The sequence below is a fragment of the Aliivibrio sp. S2TY2 genome (assembly GCF_028765525.1).
Classification (GTDB): domain Bacteria; phylum Pseudomonadota; class Gammaproteobacteria; order Enterobacterales; family Vibrionaceae; genus Aliivibrio; species Aliivibrio finisterrensis_A.
The window spans coordinates 338,662-357,858 of record NZ_JARACS010000001.1; the positions used below are offsets into that span (position 1 = coordinate 338,662).

The 19,197-nt window shown below is 39.4% G+C and carries 18 protein-coding genes and 1 other annotated feature; of the genes, 11 read left to right on the forward strand and 7 right to left on the reverse strand.

From position 1 onward, the window contains the following. Positions 1 to 117: 117 nt before the first annotated feature. The 7 genes from tssC to dinG all read right to left on the reverse strand — a co-directional run bounded on the left by tssC (position 118) and on the right by dinG (position 7,643). Entirely contained in the window at positions 118 to 1,593 is a 1,476-nt protein-coding gene (gene tssC, locus PVK63_RS01540; protein ID WP_130086725.1) for a type VI secretion system contractile sheath large subunit, read from the reverse strand. A 3-nt stretch (positions 1,594 to 1,596) separates the two neighbouring features. After that, complete coding sequence (tssB, locus tag PVK63_RS01545; RefSeq protein ID WP_130043304.1) at positions 1,597 to 2,097, reverse strand: type VI secretion system contractile sheath small subunit; 501 nt, start codon at positions 2,095 to 2,097, stop codon at positions 1,597 to 1,599. A 48-nt stretch (positions 2,098 to 2,145) separates the two neighbouring features. Continuing rightward, positions 2,146 to 3,699 (reverse strand): type VI secretion system protein TssA, encoded by a 1,554-nt coding sequence (gene tssA, locus PVK63_RS01550; RefSeq protein ID WP_274439815.1) that lies wholly within the window; start codon positions 3,697 to 3,699, stop codon positions 2,146 to 2,148. 226 nt (positions 3,700 to 3,925) lie between these two features. Continuing rightward, a complete protein-coding gene (rsmS, locus tag PVK63_RS01555) occupies positions 3,926 to 4,081 on the reverse strand; it encodes a pleiotropic regulatory protein RsmS (protein WP_242504789.1) in 156 nt (51 codons plus the stop codon). 40 nt (positions 4,082 to 4,121) lie between these two features. Next, positions 4,122 to 4,673, reverse strand: coding sequence for a primosomal replication protein (locus PVK63_RS01560; RefSeq protein ID WP_130043307.1), 552 nt, complete (start codon positions 4,671 to 4,673; stop codon positions 4,122 to 4,124). Positions 4,674 to 4,687: 14 nt separating this feature from the next. Then, complete coding sequence (locus PVK63_RS01565; protein WP_130048266.1) at positions 4,688 to 5,458, reverse strand: TSUP family transporter; 771 nt, start codon at positions 5,456 to 5,458, stop codon at positions 4,688 to 4,690. 100 nt (positions 5,459 to 5,558) lie between these two features. Beyond that, on the reverse strand, positions 5,559 to 7,643 hold the full coding sequence (gene dinG / locus PVK63_RS01570) for an ATP-dependent DNA helicase DinG (RefSeq protein ID WP_274439816.1): 2,085 nt from the start codon (positions 7,641 to 7,643) through the stop codon (positions 5,559 to 5,561). Between the two features lie 527 nt (positions 7,644 to 8,170). Between dinG and PVK63_RS01575 the strand changes: the two genes are divergently transcribed. From PVK63_RS01575 to hisIE, 11 genes are all read left to right on the forward strand, one after another. Beyond that, complete coding sequence (locus PVK63_RS01575) at positions 8,171 to 9,157, forward strand: porin (RefSeq protein ID WP_130086729.1); 987 nt, start codon at positions 8,171 to 8,173, stop codon at positions 9,155 to 9,157. A 52-nt stretch (positions 9,158 to 9,209) separates the two neighbouring features. Then, positions 9,210 to 9,854 (forward strand): YccT family protein, encoded by a 645-nt coding sequence (locus tag PVK63_RS01580; RefSeq protein ID WP_242504858.1) that lies wholly within the window; start codon positions 9,210 to 9,212, stop codon positions 9,852 to 9,854. 483 nt (positions 9,855 to 10,337) lie between these two features. Next, complete coding sequence (locus tag PVK63_RS01585) at positions 10,338 to 11,378, forward strand: porin (RefSeq protein ID WP_130086730.1); 1,041 nt, start codon at positions 10,338 to 10,340, stop codon at positions 11,376 to 11,378. 196 nt (positions 11,379 to 11,574) lie between these two features. Then, positions 11,575 to 11,701, forward strand: a sequence feature (His leader region). 69 nt (positions 11,702 to 11,770) lie between these two features. Beyond that, positions 11,771 to 12,667, forward strand: coding sequence for an ATP phosphoribosyltransferase (hisG, locus tag PVK63_RS01590; protein WP_130086731.1), 897 nt, complete (start codon positions 11,771 to 11,773; stop codon positions 12,665 to 12,667). A gap of 5 nt (positions 12,668 to 12,672) precedes the next feature. After that, positions 12,673 to 13,989 (forward strand): histidinol dehydrogenase, encoded by a 1,317-nt coding sequence (gene hisD / locus PVK63_RS01595; protein WP_130086732.1) that lies wholly within the window; start codon positions 12,673 to 12,675, stop codon positions 13,987 to 13,989. Between the two features lie 12 nt (positions 13,990 to 14,001). Then, positions 14,002 to 15,042 (forward strand): histidinol-phosphate transaminase, encoded by a 1,041-nt coding sequence (gene hisC / locus PVK63_RS01600; RefSeq protein WP_130086747.1) that lies wholly within the window; start codon positions 14,002 to 14,004, stop codon positions 15,040 to 15,042. Between the two features lie 81 nt (positions 15,043 to 15,123). Then, positions 15,124 to 16,197, forward strand: coding sequence for a bifunctional histidinol-phosphatase/imidazoleglycerol-phosphate dehydratase HisB (hisB, locus tag PVK63_RS01605; RefSeq protein WP_130086733.1), 1,074 nt, complete (start codon positions 15,124 to 15,126; stop codon positions 16,195 to 16,197). 8 nt (positions 16,198 to 16,205) lie between these two features. Next, positions 16,206 to 16,820, forward strand: coding sequence for an imidazole glycerol phosphate synthase subunit HisH (gene hisH / locus PVK63_RS01610; RefSeq protein WP_130086734.1), 615 nt, complete (start codon positions 16,206 to 16,208; stop codon positions 16,818 to 16,820). Between the two features lie 188 nt (positions 16,821 to 17,008). Then, entirely contained in the window at positions 17,009 to 17,746 is a 738-nt protein-coding gene (gene hisA / locus PVK63_RS01615; protein ID WP_005418747.1) for a 1-(5-phosphoribosyl)-5-[(5-phosphoribosylamino)methylideneamino]imidazole-4-carboxamide isomerase, read from the forward strand. Beyond that, positions 17,728 to 18,501, forward strand: a complete 774-nt coding sequence (hisF, locus tag PVK63_RS01620; RefSeq protein WP_045101759.1) for an imidazole glycerol phosphate synthase subunit HisF — start codon at positions 17,728 to 17,730, stop codon at positions 18,499 to 18,501. The genes hisA and hisF overlap by 19 nt, the downstream gene beginning before the upstream one ends. After that, positions 18,498 to 19,118 carry a bifunctional phosphoribosyl-AMP cyclohydrolase/phosphoribosyl-ATP diphosphatase HisIE gene (gene hisIE, locus PVK63_RS01625; RefSeq protein ID WP_130086735.1) on the forward strand — a complete coding sequence of 207 codons (621 nt, stop codon included), beginning with the start codon at positions 18,498 to 18,500 and terminating at the stop codon, positions 19,116 to 19,118. The genes hisF and hisIE overlap by 4 nt, the downstream gene beginning before the upstream one ends. The last annotated feature ends 79 nt before the right edge of the window (positions 19,119 to 19,197 follow it).

The window sequence follows — 19,197 nt, forward strand, 5'->3', positions numbered from 1 at the left end:
GTGATAGTTGGGTAAACTATCTATATTTATAAAGCTTTCTATACTTATAAAGTTTTCTGTACTTATAAAACTCTCTGTACCCATAAAAAACGAATGTATGAGCACAGAGAAATACGGTTACTCTTGATCCAGTTTGCCAACCAGTGACAACGTAAAATCAGAACCCATGTATTTAAAGTGAGGACGAACCGAAAGATTGACTTTGTACCAACCAGGGTTTCCTTCAACGTCCATAACTTCAATGTTTGCTGCGCGCAGTGGCCTACGACTACGAACTTCTGCTGGTGGGTTCTCTTGGTCTGCAATATATTGGCGTATCCAAGTATTTAACTCTTGCTCTAGATCGGTACGCTCTTTCCAACTACCAATTTGTTCGCGCTGTAATACTTTTATGTAATGAGCAAGGCGGCTAATAATGAAAAGATAAGGAAGCTGAGTACCTAAACGGTAATTTAACTCGGCGGTTTTACCTTCTTCGGTATTACCGAAAAATTTGGCTTTTTGCACTGAGTTTGCAGAGAAAAACGCCGCATTATCCGATCCTTTTCGCATGGTTAGTGCGATAAATCCTTCTTCTGCTAATTCGTATTCTCGGCGATCTGAAACCAAAACTTCAGTTGGGATTTTAGTTTCAATGTCACCCATGCTTTCAAAATGATGCAGAGGTAAATCTTCAACGGCTCCTCCAGATTGAGGGCCGATGATGTTTGGACACCAACGGAAATTTGCAAAGCTGTCAGTAATACGTGACGCCATCGTAAAGGCGGTGTTTCCCCATAAATAATCTTCATGCGTGGCAGAGACATTTTCATGGTAATTAAAGGTTTTTACCGGGTTCTCTTCTGGGTCATATGGTTGACGTAATAAGAACCTTGGTAATGTTAAACCAACAAAACGTGAATCTTCTTGCTCGCGGAAGCTTTGCCATTTTGTGTATTGTGGGCTTTCAAAGTGATCACTTAGATCTTTAAGATCAGGAAGACCTTCAAATGACTCTAGACCAAAGAACTTAGGTCCAGCAGCAGAAATGAAAGGGGCATGAGCCATTGCTGCTACAGACGCCACATTTTGAAGATTTTTAATGTCAGGCGCAGAAGGGCCAAAGTCATAATTACCAATGATAGCACCAACAGGTTGCCCACCAAATGTGCCAAACTCATTAGTGTAGACGTGCTTATAAAGCCCTGATTGAGTGATTTCAGATGCATCTTCAAAGTCCTCTAATAAATCGTTTTTAGACACATTAATGACTTCAATTTTGATGTTTTCACGGAAGTCAGTGCGATCAACTAATAATTTTAAACCGCGCCATGCTGATTCGAGTTGCTGGAAAGCAGAATGGTGTAATATCTCATCAACTTGAGTCCCTAAGCGTTGATCAATTTCGGTGATCATCTTGTCAATTAATGCTTTTTTAACTGGTTCTGCTTGGTTGTGTGGCTTTAATAGTTCTTCAATAAAAGCACTAACACCACGTTTAGCAATACCATAGGTCTCGTCTTCTGGTGTTAAGTTTGTTTGAGCAACAATTTGGTCAAGAAGGCCAGCAGTCGTTTCATTTTGCGCCTCTTGCAATGTACTTGTTTCTGACATGAATTATTCCTTTTCTGTTGCTAAACCAAGTTCGTTTAAAAGCTTCTCGCGGGCAGTTTCATCCACTAAGGCGTCTTCAATCGCTTTTCTAAATGCAGGCACATTACCTAGCGGTCCTTTTAACGAAACAAGAGCTTCACGAAGGTCCATTAATCCTTTAAGTTCGGGTACTTGTTCTACAATACTTGCAGGATCAAAATCATTAATATGCTTAAAAGAGAGATTTACAGGGATCTCATCGCTACCTTCTTCGCCTTCCTGTAGCTGGTTTTTAACACCAAATTGAATATTCAGGTTTTGTTTTTCAATTACATCGTTAAAGTTGTTTTTATCAACACTAAATGGCTTTCTATCTTCGAGCTTTCGCTCATCTTCTTGTTGAGTAAAATCACCAAGTACCATCATCTTGAGTGGGAGTTCAAGTTCTTCGGTTGCATCACCAGTCGCTGGTTTGAATGTCACATTTACACGCTCTTTTGGCGCAACAGATCCATCTTTTGACATGGGGTCTCCTAGTTTTACATTGTATATCAGTAGGTTAGTGTTTTTGGTTTAGCTGAGAACTCGTATTGGATTTAGACAACAGAGTCGTTCACGTAATTGAGCCATTACGGCTTTATCTTGTTCTTTTACTGGCTGTTGGTTTTGGCATGATAACCAAAGCTCTAATAAACGTTCTTCAAGTACCGGATCCCAATCTCTCAGTACAGAGCTTGAAAATTTAGTATCGAGCCAGCGAAGTAATGGAATAGCTAAATCAAATTTTTTTGCATGAGATAACAGCTTGGCTTGAGAAAACTGCCAAAAGAAAGCCTCTCTTGCAGAGCGTGAATGATGATGGCCTAAGATAAGTGGGTGTAACGCTTCACTAAGAGAGGATTGAAGTAATTGTTCTTGTGCGTCTCTGAGTGTTGAATCCCATTCACTTTTTGTGTTGCTTTCGATAAAAGAAGATTGAGAAGAAACTGGTGTTGATTTAACTTCAGAGCACTGCTGCTCTAACCATGCTTTGGTAGAAGCATTGGCAAATTCAGAACCGTCATCAAATTTAAGAGTAATAATATCGGGTGTTTTTTTGAGTAATAAAGTGAGCTGATCTATAACCGATTGTGCTGCGTCATCATGTTTTAATTCGGTAAGGATTTCCCATACAATGAAATGGCCATCGAGCCAAAAAGGGGATTTCGAGAGGCTCTCTTCTATTTCAATTAATAGCTTAGAATGGTTTGCTTCGTTTTTTAGTTGCTGAAAGTGCTGCTGTCTAGCTTGAGGGACAGGTTTTAACATAGTTACTTTACTGTCATTACTCGCAGGAACCTGTGCAATGGTAAGCCAAGTTAGTGTTCTATTTAGTTGATAGACTTTTTCATCATTGATTCGCTGGTTTAGCCAATATTTAGATAAGGAACGAGCGACATCTTGTAGGTGACGAAGTGCCTTATTTGCATCTCTGTCATTAGTAATTTCGGTTTGTGTAAATGATAGAGATGCATCGCTAGCTACTGTTGTTTTTTTCTCTATTTTTTGAGAGGGAACTGGGGCATCTGGGATGTCTTTGAGTATCGATGATTTTAATCGTTTCTTATGTGTTTTTAATTGATTAATGATAGATGAAACATTATCAGTATTAGACTCAAAAATAGTGGAAATAGTAGTTTCTAAATCAGAAAATAAAACAACAAATTCATCAATAGATTCTATTTTATCAATATGATTAATTAGCTCTTTTGCTATCTCATTTATTATATTAACACTTTGGTTAATAGATGAATATAAACGTTTCTTTCTGCTAGGAAATACATCGGATTTATATTTAATAATAAAACTGTTAATTATAGGGGTAAGTACAATAAGTTCTTTAGTTAATCCTTCTTTTTGAATAGACAATAAAATCCAGTAAATTAATCGATAATCTTTCGTTTGATTTTCTAATAGATTCAATGAGTTATTGCGAACTAGTGACCAGTCCGTTTTGCTAGTAGCAAACAGATTAGTCGAATTACTTACTTCATTTTCGATGGCTTCAAATTCAGATTCATAAGATAGATCTGTGCCAAAGCGATTCTCTCCTGATATATCAGTGAGAATATTATTATAAGAATACATATTCACCCTAGCCAAATGATGTGATTCAAGAATATTATTAAGTTTTTTATTATTATATTTTTTATTTATATACTAATGATAAATGGCTATGGGATATTAAGGAAGGGTAATAATTCGCGATGAAAATTAATTGAGAAATAGATCTAAGTTTTATGTAAATAAATTAAATACATCTATTTCACCTGGCTCACTATTGAGAATAGTGACTCATAAGTGAGATGATTGTTTATTTGTTTTTAAAATCATTAAGTACGATTTCTAATGCTTTTACTGCAATGTCTTTTTTTACTTCGTTACTTTCTAATAGGTAAATTAAATCGACAGCAAGTTTAATTTCATCTGGAGCATTATCGAGTGGGCTAGTTGGTGTTTCTTGTTCAATGCTAACGTTAGTTTCGATATCATCATTAATTGCTTGTTCTTTAGTCATTTTGCTCTCGATAAGTAATTTGTTGTTCTAAACGTTTCATGGCTTCTTTACAGCGTTCTAATCGCTTTTCTGTGGTAAGAAGTGTTTTTTGTAAACCTTGCTGCTGAGAAAAAGAATGGCAGTTATTTATGGCGTGCTCTTGCTCTCTAACCATTTGAGTTAGTCGGCGTTCCCATTCTTGATGCTGAGCCAAGTCTTGATACATGTCACTAATCGGCTTTTTGTAGCTGCCTTTTGGCCTTGGTTCATTTGAACGGATACGTTGAGTTGCCACCTCTCGTTGAATTGCTTCTATTTGTGCGACTAGCATTTGTGTTAAATATTCGGCACGTTGGGCTGTGAGGATACCTGCTTTTTCTTCTCGTTGAATTGACCCAAGCGTTGATTTAGTTTCGTTGATGCAAGGAACAAGGTAACGACTGCGGCAGCCAAATAATCGCTCATCAAATAAGGGTAATCGCTGTTCACCTCGGCGACGATCAATTTCTGCAGCCGTTTTCCCTAGCTGTTCAAGCATGATTTCAATAGAACTGAAGTTTGTCATTGTATCCTCTCAATTTAGAACCATGCATCCAGCGCAAGTTTAGCCGCTAAGATACAGACAACAGTAACAAAAACAGGGCGAATAAATTTAGAGCCAAATCGAATTGCAGAATGAGCACCAATAAAAGCGCCAACCATTAAACACACCCCCATAGTTAATCCGAGGGCCCAATTAATATGTCCAAGAAAAGCAAACGTGATTAATGAGGTTATATTACTGGTAAAGTTCATTGCTTTGGCTAAACCAGAAGCAAGTAATATATTTAGACGATACATAGCCATGCTGCTTACTGTCCAAAATGCTCCAGTACCAGGGCCAGCAACACCATCATAAAATCCAAGAGTTAAGCCTTGAATGATTTGTTGTTTTTTTAATGTGGGTGTTTTTTCAGGTAATTGGTTCTGTTCTGATGTGACGCTTTTAGGCCAAATAGTATATAAGGCGGCGGCTAAGATAATAAGAGGTAAGCCTTTTTCTAACCACTCGGTAGAAATATAGTTAACTAATAGAGTGCCAAAGGTTGCCCCAAATAGTGTGGCGATAAAAGAAGCCTTCCAAAAATTGGGGTCAAATAATTTTTTTTTGAAATAGGTAAGTGCGGCTGTTGATGAGGCAAACGTAGCGGCCAGTTTGTTAGTACCTAAAGCAATGTGTGGTGGTAATCCAATGGATAATAACGCAGGTACGGTTAACATTCCGCCACCGCCTGCAACCGCATCGATAAATCCAGCAATAAAAGCAACCAACCCTAAAATAAGCAGGGTACTTGGTTCAAGAAATTCCATATAAACTCTTAATTATAAGTATAGGTAGAGTCGCCGTTCAATTGGCGACAATCGTTAGCTGTAACAGGTAAAAATACAGTTTAAGTAAAAAGAAGAACCTTTACTCTATCACTCTCTTAAAAGGAGGTAATGCATCTAAAAGCGCTTTGCCATAACGTTTAGTTATAACGCGTCGGTCAAACAGCACAACTCTACCAGAATCTTCTTCTTTACGCAGTAATCGTCCAACAGATTGAATCAATTTTTTACTCGCTTCTGGAACACTGATCTGCATAAATGGATTGCCACCTCGGCTTTCAATATATTCAGAATGCGCTTCTTCTACCGGTGAAGTAGGAACACCAAATGGGATCTTAGTGATGATTAAATTGGTTAGTAGGTTTCCAGGTAAATCTAAGCCTTCAGAAAAACTTCCTGTACCAAATAAGATGCTGATTTTATTTTCCTCACAAAGCTTCTTATGCTTTTTTAAGATCTCTTGACGAGACTCTTGGCCTTGAATCAATAAACTCCAACCGTGTTTCTTGGCTATTTTTTCAATGCCTTCTGCGACTTTGTTCATTTGCCAATAAGAAGAGAACAAAACTAAGCTTGAGGTTTGATCAGCAAGATAAAAAGGTAACTCTTCAATTAATAAATCCGTAAAACCGGGAGCAGAAGGCTCCATTGGCAGTTTTGGAATAACCAATTGTGCGTTTTCTTGATAATTAAACGGAGAAGCTAAAGAGAGAAAACGAACGCCATCTTCTGGCCTCTCTGAAATTCCAGCTTGCTTACAGAAGAATGAATAACTGTTAAGCGCGCGCATAGTTGCTGAAACAATAACAGCACCAGCAGCACGACTCCAAAGATTTTGTTCCAATTGCCAACCGACTTCCAGCGGAGATACATTAATGACAGTGTCACTTTCTCTGTCTTTACTTTTCTCTAGCCAACGAGCAAGTGGTGCGCCTTTATCGCTGTTAGGCTTTGCCATTAAGAACCAGACTTGAGCTAAGTTTTCTAACCGTTGTAGATAAAACCCCATTTCTGCTAATGCAGGCTCTGCCATTCTTGGTGCTAGTTCTCCGTCTTTCATTCGTTCGGATATTAAATCACTGATCTTGGCTAATGCTTGATTTGCTTTGGTTGACACCTCTTTTAACTCTTTTGCTTGTTCAGCGAGCCAAGTTGGAATTTCACCGTGCTCGAAACGATAAATACCATCATCATTAAAGAGTGTCGGATCAAACTGTTTACTTAGCTGATTTAAAGAGGGGATAAGCTCTTGTAGATTTTCATGCAGTGTATTTTGAAAACGATTCACTCGCTTTTGATCGGCAAGATTACAAAATTTACTGACCGATTTATTTAATGACTCTAGCCAAGAAGCTGTGCCTTTTAAACTTGCAGCAGCAGAAGAGTGCTCACGTGCTACGTTAGGCAAGTGATGGGCTTCATCGAATATATAGATGGTTTGCTCTGGCTCAGAAAGTACCACTCCACCGCCCAAGTCGATATCGGCCATCACAAGGCTGTGATTTGCGATCACTACATCCGCTTTATCCAGATGCTCTCGTGCTTTCTGAAAAGGGCAATCTCGATGCATTGGTAAACCGTTATGGCAGCTGTATTTATCAGAGACAACATTTTGCCAGATAGAAGAAGGAATTGTTGTTGGCCAACTGTCGATGTCACCATCCCATTTACCTTCAGAATGTGCTTTATACATTCTTCTCAAAAGATCTAAATCTTTCTTTTTAGGTTTTTCTGTAAACAAAGCCGTCTGTTTATCTTCTTCGTGATTCGTTTCTACCAATAGAGCCAGTTTATGGCTACAGCAGTAACGCTGTCTTCCTTTTGCAATAATAAAAGAGAAGGGAAGTGGTGAGATACGGCGATAAAAAGGCAAGTCTTTATGAGCGAGTTGTTCCTGTAAGGCAACGGTTGCCGTAGAAATGACCACTTTCTTATTGTTCAGTTTGGCAAAGGGAATTGCACTTAGTAGGTAAGCTAAGGATTTGCCAATGCCTGTCCCTGCTTCTGCCACAATCATGCGATGTGTATCACTGTATTCTCCTGCAAGTGATTTAGCGATTTCTGCTACTAAATAGTTCTGTGCACGGCGAGGTATGAAACCTGGTAATTGATCTTGTAGTGTTTTATAGCTTTCGCGGATGCAATCAGTAACAGCTTTGTTCAGCATGATGAGCTCTAGTGAAGATAAAAAACTATTGTAGCACGCGTTATCTAATGTGATCTCCTGCAAAGAATGCATTCTTATGTATTTAAATCGAGATACACGTCACGAAAATAAGATGAACTTATATTAAAGCTCTAAATGTTAATTTTTAGATTTGTGATTATTGTTGTTTATCTTTATTTGTTAGATTTTTACTCTGCTTGGTCACTAGTATTCCACATATTTCAGAATTAAATTCTTTTGCGCTAAGAAATAAATATTTACTTAAAATTTCATTTCAATGTGTGTTGTGTGTCTAAAATACCCGTTAATCACTATAACTTATTGTTTTTATTTGATTTATGTTTTTTGAGTTAAATTTACACGCATCGTTGACATGGAAGGAAAGATTTTGCAAAGTAGCACTCGACATTCAGAAGCGCTGATTAATCACACAGTTAGATGTGCTGGTCAGTGAAGAATAAAATTACATAAATACATGGAACCGGAAATCGGATTTCCAAATCTTTAAGAAAAGGCAGTGGATTATTATGAAAAAGACTCTAGTAGCATTATCAGTTCTAGCAGCATCAGCTGGTTCAGCACAAGCATTTGAAATTTATAACCAAGACGGCGTAACTGTTGACATGGGCGGTGACATTGAAGTTGTTTACTTGTCTGCGAAATCAGATAAAGACCGTACTAAAGGTGGCGACGCAACAGATTTTCACCAAGAAATTCAAGATGCTGACGTAAAATTTGATGTTCGTTACGCTATTAACGATAGCCTACAATTCGGTGGTTTCTTTGAGCTTCAAGATACTGGTACAAATACCGGTGATGCATATGTTGCTTTATATTCTGATGCTGTTGGTTCATTCAAGGTAGGTCGTACTTGTACTGCTTTAGATGATGCCGGTATTGGTTCGGATTACCAATTTGGTATTACTACATGGTTCAATGGTAGTGATATGTTCTGTGGTGACGAAGTTGTTCGTTGGGATCTTGATAAAGAAAACTTTTATGCAACAGCAGCTCTTGCACAAGATAAGAATGACACCGACGGTATGGGTGTTGGTCAAGATGAAACTTACTTTGATGCTCGTGTTGGTTACCGTGTAGCTTCTTTCGACTTCACAGTACTAGGTGGTACTGGTGATAGTGATGCTAATACATCTTACACTTTATTAGGTGCTGAAGCGCGTTTCAACGGTGTTGAAAATCTAGGTCTTGCTGCGGCATTCTATACAACTGATAATGATGTTGTTAAAGCTGATACAATCGCACTTTCTGCTACTTACCAACTTGATGTTATCGCTCTTGCTACAGGTGTAAGTTTCGATTCTGATGATGTTGATGGTTCTGATGATGTAACTTCATGGTATGTTAATGCAGGTTATCCAATTGCACCAAACACAACTGCTTATGTAGAAGTTGGTGCCGATAATGGCAAGACAGCAACAATCATGGCAGATGGTACACCTTCTATTGAAGATAACGGTACTGGCTTTGCTATCGGTGTTAAAGCTGCATTTTAATCTTAGTTAATTAAGATATACTTTGAACCACTCTTTCTAGGGTGGTTTTTTTATGGATAAAATAATTGGAGCTTATATGAAAATAAAATTAGTACTTTTAAGCTTAGTGCTTGCGTCTTCTACTCAAGCAGCAACGCTGACTCCAAAAAAAGGAGTAGAGATCTTATTTGTTAACGGAGTTAAAACCGAAGAAAAACGTGAAACTATGAAAGTTGATGCAATTAATACGCAGTTAGTACTGCGTTATAGTCAGAAAGTAGGGAATGGCAATTCAGCTAAAATTTTTGATTCCGCACCATTTATATTATCGCTCGATATCCCTGAATCAGATTTAGTTATTAAAGCTCCAAGAGTCCATAGTTATGAACAAGCGAAAAAGAAATTTAAAACTCAACCTGAATGGGAAATTACTAATTCTAATGATGATAAGATGTCGTATCAGCAAGAGAAGCTAAAGCCAGCTGAAGGTTTTATGCCTTATTATGATCTTGAAACTATGCTTCAAAAATATAATAAAGAAAAAGGCATTGTTTTTGGTTCTGCTGCAACATTAGTAGCAAGTGCAGAAACAATAGAAAGTAATCAAAACACAGTAAATAATAAGGTTTCAAACCTTGAACAGCTTCAAGCGTGGTACACAAAAGCGTCTAAGGAAGAGCGTAAGGCCTTCCAAAAATGGATCATTGATCACAATTAATTTTTAGCCTTTCTTATAATACCTGTCTTTTTATTCCGCTATTTGAAAAAAAATTAGCGGAATAAGCACTTTTTTTTACCTTGCATCTTTTCTCTATTTCTATTTATAAATGTTAAAAACCAACCCTGGTTAGTTATCGCTCATTTAGCTTTATTTATACTTTATATCCATTTGTTATAAGCACTTAACTCAATTAGTTGTGTTTTTGTTTGTGTGGGTATTTATGTAAATTTATGTTTTTAGTTTGAGCTCGATCACGCTTTTATATTTTCATTGATAACTTGCTGTATTTCATCTCTTTATTATTTTTTACTTTCCTTGACTTTGCGCGTTGACACAATGAGGAATCTTTAGCAAAGTAGCGTCCAGAAACAGAGACGCTAACAAGTCGCACGTTAGATGCAGCTGTAGCGTTTCTAAAATAAAGGGAACCGGAAATCGGATTTCCAAATCTTTCTAAGAAAAGGCAGTGGACTTAATATTATGAAAAAGACTCTTTTAGCGCTTGCAATCGCAAGTATCTCAGCTTCAGCTTTTGCTGTTGATACAAGCAGCCAAAACAGTAAAAATGATGCAATGTTTGCATTTGACCCAATGCACAAAGACCAATTCTCAGTATCTGGTTCTGTTGGTGTTGGTGGTTACTACGACACAGGTTCTAAAGCATTTTATGATGATTGGGCTACTGGCCTAACTCTAGCAGTTAACTACCGTAACAACCGTATCGTTGGTTATTTTGAAACTGACCTAATGATGAACTACGCAACTAAGCATGATGTTGCTGCAAATGTTGGTACAGCTGGTTGGGTTAATGGTATTGAATCAGGTCCAACAACTAACGTTGATAAAGCATGGTTAGGTTTTGATACTGGCGTTGGTATCGCATCTGTTGCATGGGCTAATGATACAGCACTAGATACAATCGATGGTGCTGGTGACTTTACTTACGAGTTTGGTGCTAACGTAGGCGATGCTGGTGATGCATTCAACGTAGTGAAATTTGAAGGTTCTACAAGCGGTTTCGCATACGGTGTATCTTACTTTGAAACTAAAGATAGCCACAAAGCTTCTGATACAGGTGTGAATGGTTATGTTGGTATCGAACAAGAAATGTTCAACGTATACGCTGGTTACGAAACTCGTAACGAAGCTGACTATGATGTAGCGACTGTTACTGGTAATGTTAAATTAGGTGCAGTAAAACTAGGTGCTAACTTCTGGATTGAGAATGGCGATTCAGATGACCTTACTGGCACAAATGCATTTGATAAAAAGAATACTGGTTACTACTTGTCAGCAGGCTACGCTCTTTCTGAAGACCTAACGTTGGCTGCTGGTTATGCTGCTAATACAGTTGAAAAGAAAAATCTTCAAGATCTTGACCAGTCTTACATGAACGTTGCAGCTATGTACACACTAGCTAAAAACATGGACATGGGTATCGATATTAAGCAAGAGCTTGATATGGGCGAAGGCAGAGACGAAGAAACTCACGTATTCGCAGCTGCATACTACTACTTCTAATCTCTTGATTTAAAGTAAACTGAATTATTAAGCCAGTCATTACGACTGGCTTTTTTTCGTCTGTAAAAAAATCTTAAAAATAATTGTTCTTTTTTGTTGAAATAAAACCACAGTTTGATAATGTGTTTACAAGGTTAAAAACAAAGTCAATTTGTTACTAAAGGTTTATAATTATGCGTATTCAAGGTCTGAACATTCATCATCACCATCATCTTGAGTAGTCTTTCGGGAGGATATGCATATCCGGGAAGGCAATTAGAATTTCCTTCCGGTGAATACAATTTCAAACCCTCGGAAGGTAAATCTTCTGAGGGTTTTTTCGTTTTATGACCAAAATTAAGTAACAAATAACTACCACAAAATTAGAATTACATTTTTACAAGGAAGAAATTATGTCATCACAACGTTTACGTATTGCGATTCAAAAGAAAGGTCGTTTATCTAAAGAGTGCCAAGAGTTGTTTAAACGCTGTGGCATGAAATTTAACATTTCAGGTGAGCGCTTGGTTGTTCATTCTGAAAATATGCCAATTGATTTATTGTTAGTTCGTGATGATGATATTCCAAGCTTAATCATGGATGGTGTGGTCGATTTAGGTGTGATTGGTGAAAACGAGCTTGAAGAAGTACGTTTAGAGCGTAAAGCGCTTGGTGAGCCTTCAGCATTTACAGCTCTACGCCGTTTAGATTTTGGTGGTTGTCGTCTATCTATCGCTATCGATAAAGATGAAACGTACAACGGCCCACAAGATCTCGCTGGTAAGCGTATTGCAACGACTTACCCTCGACTGCTTAAAAGCTATATGGACGAACAAGGCATTCCATTCTCTACCTGTATTCTGAACGGCTCTGTTGAAGTTGCTCCTCGCGCAGGTCTTTCTGATGCGATTGCTGATTTAGTTTCAACTGGCGCAACGCTAGAAGCCAATGGCTTAAAAGAAGCAGAAGTTATTTTCCGTTCTAAAGCAACGCTAATTCAACGTCAAGGTGAGTTCGATGCAGATAAAGCTGCGTTAATTGAAAAGCTACTGACACGCATGCAAGGCTGCATTCAGGCTAAAGAATCTAAATACATCATGCTACACGCACCAACAGATAAGCTAGAAGCGATTAAATCACTACTTCCAGGAGCAGAAGATCCAACCGTACTTCCTCTATCAAGTGATGGTGCAAAAGTAGCGGTTCACCTAGTAAGTACTGAAAATCTATTCTGGGAAACAATGGAACAGCTAAAAGCACTGGGTGCGAGTTCTATTCTTGTTCTGCCAATTGAGAAGATGATGGAGTAATCATTATGAAAACTCTAGTTTGGCAATCACTCAGTGACTCACAACAAAATACAGTACTACAACGCCCTGCGATTACTGAGGGGGCAAATATTACTGCTGCGGTAACCAATGTCATTAATACGGTTAAACAAGAGGGTGATGCAGGCGTATTGGCCTTAACCGAAAAGTTTGATGGTGTAAAACCTGATTCGATTCGAGTCTCTAAATCAGAGATTGATGCGGCAAGTGAACGTTTATCTGAAGAGATGAAAGCGGCGCTACAACAAGCGTATAGTAATATCTCTAAGTTTCACAAAGCACAAAAGCCACAACCAATAAAAGTAGAAACTCAACCGGGCGTGGTGTGTGAACAAATCACCATGCCGATCAATAAAGTGGGTCTTTATATCCCTGGCGGCAGTGCGCCATTACCATCAACGGTATTAATGTTAGGCATCCCTGCACAAATTGCCGGATGCCAAAAAGTGGTATTGTGTTCACCACCGCCAATCGCTGATGAAATTCTGTATGTCGCTAAACTGTGTAAGATTGATGAGGTGTATAACATTGGTGGTGCACAAGCGGTTGCGGCCATGGCGTATGGTACAAAATCGGTCTCTAAAGTGGATAAGATTTTTGGCCCAGGTAACGCATACGTAACGGAAGCTAAGCGTCAGGTATCCAATGATTTTCGTGGTGCTGCGATAGATATGCCAGCTGGCCCATCAGAGGTTTTGGTTATTGCCGATGAAACTGCTGATCCTGATTTCATTGCTGCTGATCTCTTAAGTCAAGCTGAGCACGGACCTGATTCACAAGTTGTATTAGTGACTCCATCTCCGATCATTGCAGACCAAGTTGCAGATGCAATAGAGCGACAATTGAAAGCGCTGACTCGTTCAGATATTGCTCGTCAAGCACTCGCTTCTAGTTTGTTAATTATTGCTGATTCACTAACTCAATGTGTTTCAATCTCAAACTTTTATGGCCCTGAGCACTTAATTGTTCAAACCAAAAATCCTCGTGAATTATTGCCATTGCTAGATAATGCTGGTTCTATTTTCTTAGGAGACTATTCTCCAGAATCAGCTGGGGATTACGCATCAGGGACCAACCATGTATTGCCTACTTATGGTTATACGAGAACCTATTCAAGCTTAGGTCTTGCGGATTTCTCTAAACGTATGACAGTGCAAGAATTAACAGCAGATGGTTTAAAAGGGTTAGCTTCAACGGTAGTCACAATGGCAGAAGCTGAAGGGCTTGATGCTCACAAACGAGCGGTTACAATCAGAATTGAAAAATTAGCTAAATTAGAAGCCAATCAGCAAGAAGCAAATTAATAGGAATTCATGATGGAAAAGTTAGCCAGAAAACAAGTGCAAGCATTAACGCCTTATCTTTCTGCCCGCCGTATTGGTGGTACAGGGGATGTGTGGTTAAACGCCAATGAATCTCCATTTGATAATGAATACAAATTCAATTTTGCACGCCTTAATCGTTACAGCGAATGTCAACCACCAGAGCTAATTAATGCTTATGCGGCTTACGCAAATGTAAGGTCAGAGCAAGTGCTAACGTCACGCGGTGCTGATGAAGGCATTGAATTATTAGTTCGTGCGTTCTGTGAGCCAAATGAAGATGCGATTTTATATTGTCCACCAACTTATGGCATGTACTCAATCAGTGCAGAAACGATTGGTGTAGAGACTAAAACGGTGCCACTTACTTCTGATTGGCAGCTAGATCTTTCTGCAATAGAAGCAAGCTTAGAAAATGTTAAAGTTGTATTTGTGTGTAGTCCAAATAACCCAACGGGCAACATCGTTAATCGTAAAGACATTCTTTCATTGCTTGAGATGACAAAAGATCGCGCCATTGTTGTTATGGATGAAGCTTACATCGATTTTTGTATGGAGAAATCTACGGTCGATTTACTGGCTGATTATCCACATCTTGCTATCTTACGTACGTTGTCTAAAGCCTTTGCATTAGCGGGGTTACGCTGTGGTTTTACATTAGCAAATGAAGAACTGATTAATGTATTACTTAAAGTGATTGCGCCATACCCAGTGCCAGTTCCTGTGGCTGAGATTGCTACTCAAGCCTTATCTGAAGCCGGTTTAGCTCGCATGAAATACCAAATGCTTGATTTAAGTGCAAATCGTGCTTATTTACAAGCAGGGCTAATGGTATTACCTGGAGTTACAGTGTTTGATGGTTGGGGCAATTACTTGTTAGTGAAGTTTACGGATGGTGATGCCATATTTAAAGCCGCATGGGATCACGGCATTATTTTACGTAATTCGCCAATTAAAGATTGTGTACGTATTAGTGTGGGTAATCGCGAAGAATGTGAAAAAACATTGGGCTTTATCCGTAATCAATTACTGTGATTGGTATCATTTATTCTTCAAGCTTAGGAATAAGGCGTTGGGGATAAAATTAAAACAAGAAAAAATTAAAAGGACGTTCCTGTGAGCAAACAACAAAAGATTTTATTTATCGATCGTGATGGCACCTTAATTGTTGAGCCGCCGGTGGATTTTCAAGTAGACCGTTTAGATAAGCTAAAGTTTGAACCTTTGGTTATTCCTTCTCTACTTTCTCTTCAAGATGCCGGTTACCGTTTAGTGATGGTAACCAACCAAGACGGTTTAGGTACAGATAGCTACCCACAAGATGAGTTTGATGCGCCACACAATATGATGATGGAGTTTTTTGAATCTCAAGGTGTGAAGTTTGATGATGTACTGATCTGTCCTCACTTTGAAGAAGACAACTGCTCATGCCGCAAACCAAAGTTAGGCATGGTAAAAGAATATCTTCAAGGTGGAAAAATCGATTTTCAACACTCGGTAGTCATTGGTGATCGCCAAACGGATCTTCAACTAGCAGAGAACATGGCGATCCGTGGTATTCAATATAACCCTGAGACAATGAATTGGCCTGCGATCTTAAAAGATCTGACCGTAAATGCACGTACGGCAGAAGTGATCCGTACAACCAAAGAAACGGACATTAAAGTGTTTGTTAATTTGGATGAGCAAGGTGGAAATGAGATCACTACAGGTCTTGGTTTCTTTGATCACATGCTTGATCAAATTGCTACGCACGGTGGCTTCCAAATGAAGATCAATGTCGAGGGTGACTTACACATTGATGATCACCACACCATTGAAGATACAGCTCTTGCATTGGGCGAAGCGTTAAAAGAAGCCTTGGGTGACAAACGTGGCATTGGCCGCTTTGGTTTTAGCTTACCAATGGATGAGTGTTTAGCACAATGTGCGCTGGATTTATCAGGTCGTCCATATCTGAAATTTGATGCTGAATTTAGTCGTGATCAAGTGGGGGATTTATCAACAGAAATGGTGGTTCATTTCTTCCGCTCTCTAACTGATACTCTTGCTTGTACTCTACACCTTTCTTCTGCAGGTCATAATGATCACCACATTATTGAAAGCCTATTTAAAGCGTTTGGTCGTACTTTACGTCAAGCGATTAAAGTAGAAGGCAATGAACTGCCAAGCTCAAAAGGCGTATTGTAGGAGTGACTATGACAAAGCAAAACATCGTTATTATTGATACGGGCTGCTCTAACGTATCGTCAGTGAGATTTGCGATTGAGCGTTTGGGTTATGACGTTACGATAAGCCGTGATCCACAAGTGGTATTAGCTGCGGATAAGTTGTTTTTACCGGGTGTTGGCACTGCAAGTGAAGCGATGAAAAACTTGGCTGAGCGTGATCTCATTGAGCTGGTTAAACAAGTTGAAAAGCCGCTATTGGGTATCTGTTTAGGCATGCAACTTTTGGGTAAGCTTTCTGAAGAGAAAGGCCAAAAAGCCGATCAAATTGTGGATTGCTTAGGCTTATGTGATGGCGAAGTTCGTAAGCTTCAAACCGGTGATTTACCACTGCCTCACATGGGTTGGAATACCATTAAACCAGTTGAAGGTAACCCGCTGTTTAAAGGCATTCCAGAGAACAGTTACTTTTACTTTGTACACAGCTTTGGCATGCAAGTAGGTGATTATACGATTGCTTCTTGTGATTACGGACAGCCGTTTACCGCCGCGCTACAAGCGGGTAATTATTACGGTGTTCAGTTTCACCCAGAGCGCTCAAGTAAAGTGGGTTCAAAGCTTATTCAGAACTTTTTGGAGTTGTAAGAAAAGCAGGGTTCAGATCGGTCGCAGGCTCCCTTAAAGGTTTCAGGGGTGGGTAGGGGTTAATCCTAATGTCACAACAACTACCCTAAAACCTGCAAGCGAAGCGCCCTGAATCCTAAATCTTTTAGCAGCGATAGAATTAAAAAAGAAATAGGACTCTCCACGAGTGAGAGCTAAAAGGAATTAGAATGATTATTCCAGCATTAGATTTAATTGAAGGCCAAGTAGTTCGTCTTTTCCAAGGCGATTACGGGCAAGTAACAGAATACAAAGTTGATCCAGCAGAGCAGTTTAATCTGTATCACCAAGCGGGTGCAAATTGGCTACACCTTGTGGATTTAACGGGTGCAAAAGACACAACAGCGCGCCAGTTAGATTTGATTGCACGTCTATTAGCAAGTACGCCAGCCAATATTCAAATTGGTGGTGGTGTACGTAACGAAGCGGATGTGCAAGATTTATTAAACGCGGGTGCACAGCGTGTGGTGGTGGGTTCTACCGCGGTAAAACAACCAGAATTAGTTAAAGGTTGGATGGAAAAATACGGCGCAGAAAAAATCGTATTAGCGCTAGATATTAATATTGATGAAAACGGCACACGTAACGTTGCTATTTCAGGCTGGCAAGAAGACTCAGGCGTGACTATTGAAGCGTTGCTTGAAGATTATCTAACGGTTGGTTTGAAGCATGTTTTGTGTACTGACATTTCACGCGATGGTACGTTGCAAGGCTCGAATGTAGAACTCTACGTAGACCTATGCAAACAGTACCCACAAGTACAATTTCAATCATCAGGTGGCATAGGGTCACTGGATGATATCGCCGCGCTGAAAGGCTCTGGTGTTGCAGGTGTCATTGTTGGTCGAGCACTGCTTGATGGCAAGTTTACCGCAGAGGAGGCATTCCAATGTTGGCAAAGCGAATAGTTCCTTGTCTTGATGTTAAAGATGGACAAGTGGTCAAAGGCGTTCAATTTCGTAACCATGAAATTATTGGTGATATCGTTCCGTTAGCGCAGCGTTATGCTGAAGAGGGTGCCGATGAGTTGGTATTTTATGATATCACTGCATCAAGTGATGGACGCGTAGTAGATAAAAGTTGGGTTGCACGCGTCGCTGAAGTGATTGATATTCCATTCTGTGTGGCAGGTGGTATTAAAACCGCCGAAGATGCAGCGAAGATTTTAGAATTTGGTGCGGATAAAGTATCAATTAACTCACCAGCACTGGCGAACCCAGAGCTGATCACAGAACTTGCCGATAAATTTGGTGTTCAGTGTATTGTTGTAGGAATTGACTCTTACTTTGATAAAGAAACGGGTAAATACCAAGTTTATCAATTTACTGGTGATGAAGAGCGTACCAAAGCAACCAAATGGGAAACCAAAGATTGGGTGCAAGAAGTTCAAAAGCGTGGAGCGGGTGAAATCGTATTAAACATGATGAACCAAGATGGCGTTCGTAATGGTTACGATTTAGAACAACTGAAAATGGTACGAGAAGTGTGCCATGTTCCATTAATTGCGTCAGGTGGTGCTGGTGAAATGGTTCACTTTGCGGATGCTTATAAAAAAACCAATGTTGATGGTGCGTTAGCAGCGTCAGTATTTCACAAACAAATCATCAATATTGGTGAATTGAAAGAATATTTAGCCGAACAGGATGTAGAGGTACGCCGATGAGCCAACAAGAATTAGCAACACGAATTGATTGGGAAAAAGTGGATGGTTTAGTGCCTGCTATTATTCAAGATTTTGGTTCAAGCCAAGTATTGATGATGGGTTACATGAACCAAGAAGCCTTGGCGAAAACGCTAGAGACAGAAAAAGTCACATTTTTCTCTCGCACTAAAAACCGTTTATGGACCAAAGGTGAAGAGTCGGGGAACAGTTTAAATCTGGTGAATATCTCTCTAGATTGCGATAACGATACTCTGCTTATTAAAGTAAACCCAGTTGGTCCAACGTGCCATACAGGAACCACTACGTGTTGGGATGGTGATAAAGCCGAAGAAACACAATTGGTGTGGCTTCATCAGTTGGAACAGCTACTTGCCGAGCGTAAGAATGCTGATCCTGACTCATCTTACACAGCAAGTCTCTATGCCCGTGGCACCAAACGTATTTCGCAGAAAGTTGGTGAAGAAGGCGTTGAAGTCGCGCTTGCAGCGACGTCGGGTGACAAGGTGGAGTTAGTGTGTGAATCAGCCGATTTAATGTATCACTTATTTGTTCTGCTTCAAGATCAAGGTCTATCGTTCGATGATGTGATCAATAAACTGAAAGAGCGCCATAAGTAAGCCTCTTTAATTACAAATAATAACTCAACGCCGGTCATCTGATCGGCGTTTTTATTGGAATTGAGATACCATCCTCGCT

What these genes read in the sequence shown, in the direction of transcription:
- PVK63_RS01580 (WP_242504858.1), top strand. Translation starts at nt 9,210, where the DNA reads ATGGATAAAATAATTGGAGCTTATATGAAAATAAAATTAGTACTTTTA.
- dinG (WP_274439816.1), bottom strand. Translation starts at nt 7,643, where the DNA reads ATGCTGAACAAAGCTGTTACTGATTGCATCCGCGAAAGCTATAAAACA.
- hisG (WP_130086731.1), top strand. Translation starts at nt 11,771, where the DNA reads ATGTCATCACAACGTTTACGTATTGCGATTCAAAAGAAAGGTCGTTTA.
- hisD (WP_130086732.1), top strand. Translation starts at nt 12,673, where the DNA reads ATGAAAACTCTAGTTTGGCAATCACTCAGTGACTCACAACAAAATACA.
- tssA (WP_274439815.1), bottom strand. Translation starts at nt 3,699, where the DNA reads ATGTATTCTTATAATAATATTCTCACTGATATATCAGGAGAGAATCGC.
- PVK63_RS01560 (WP_130043307.1), bottom strand. Translation starts at nt 4,673, where the DNA reads ATGACAAACTTCAGTTCTATTGAAATCATGCTTGAACAGCTAGGGAAA.
- tssC (WP_130086725.1), bottom strand. Translation starts at nt 1,593, where the DNA reads ATGTCAGAAACAAGTACATTGCAAGAGGCGCAAAATGAAACGACTGCT.
- hisIE (WP_130086735.1), top strand. Translation starts at nt 18,498, where the DNA reads ATGAGCCAACAAGAATTAGCAACACGAATTGATTGGGAAAAAGTGGAT.
- PVK63_RS01565 (WP_130048266.1), bottom strand. Translation starts at nt 5,458, where the DNA reads ATGGAATTTCTTGAACCAAGTACCCTGCTTATTTTAGGGTTGGTTGCT.
- tssB (WP_130043304.1), bottom strand. Translation starts at nt 2,097, where the DNA reads ATGTCAAAAGATGGATCTGTTGCGCCAAAAGAGCGTGTAAATGTGACA.
- hisC (WP_130086747.1), top strand. Translation starts at nt 14,002, where the DNA reads ATGGAAAAGTTAGCCAGAAAACAAGTGCAAGCATTAACGCCTTATCTT.
- PVK63_RS01585 (WP_130086730.1), top strand. Translation starts at nt 10,338, where the DNA reads ATGAAAAAGACTCTTTTAGCGCTTGCAATCGCAAGTATCTCAGCTTCA.
- hisF (WP_045101759.1), top strand. Translation starts at nt 17,728, where the DNA reads ATGTTGGCAAAGCGAATAGTTCCTTGTCTTGATGTTAAAGATGGACAA.
- PVK63_RS01575 (WP_130086729.1), top strand. Translation starts at nt 8,171, where the DNA reads ATGAAAAAGACTCTAGTAGCATTATCAGTTCTAGCAGCATCAGCTGGT.
- hisH (WP_130086734.1), top strand. Translation starts at nt 16,206, where the DNA reads ATGACAAAGCAAAACATCGTTATTATTGATACGGGCTGCTCTAACGTA.
- hisA (WP_005418747.1), top strand. Translation starts at nt 17,009, where the DNA reads ATGATTATTCCAGCATTAGATTTAATTGAAGGCCAAGTAGTTCGTCTT.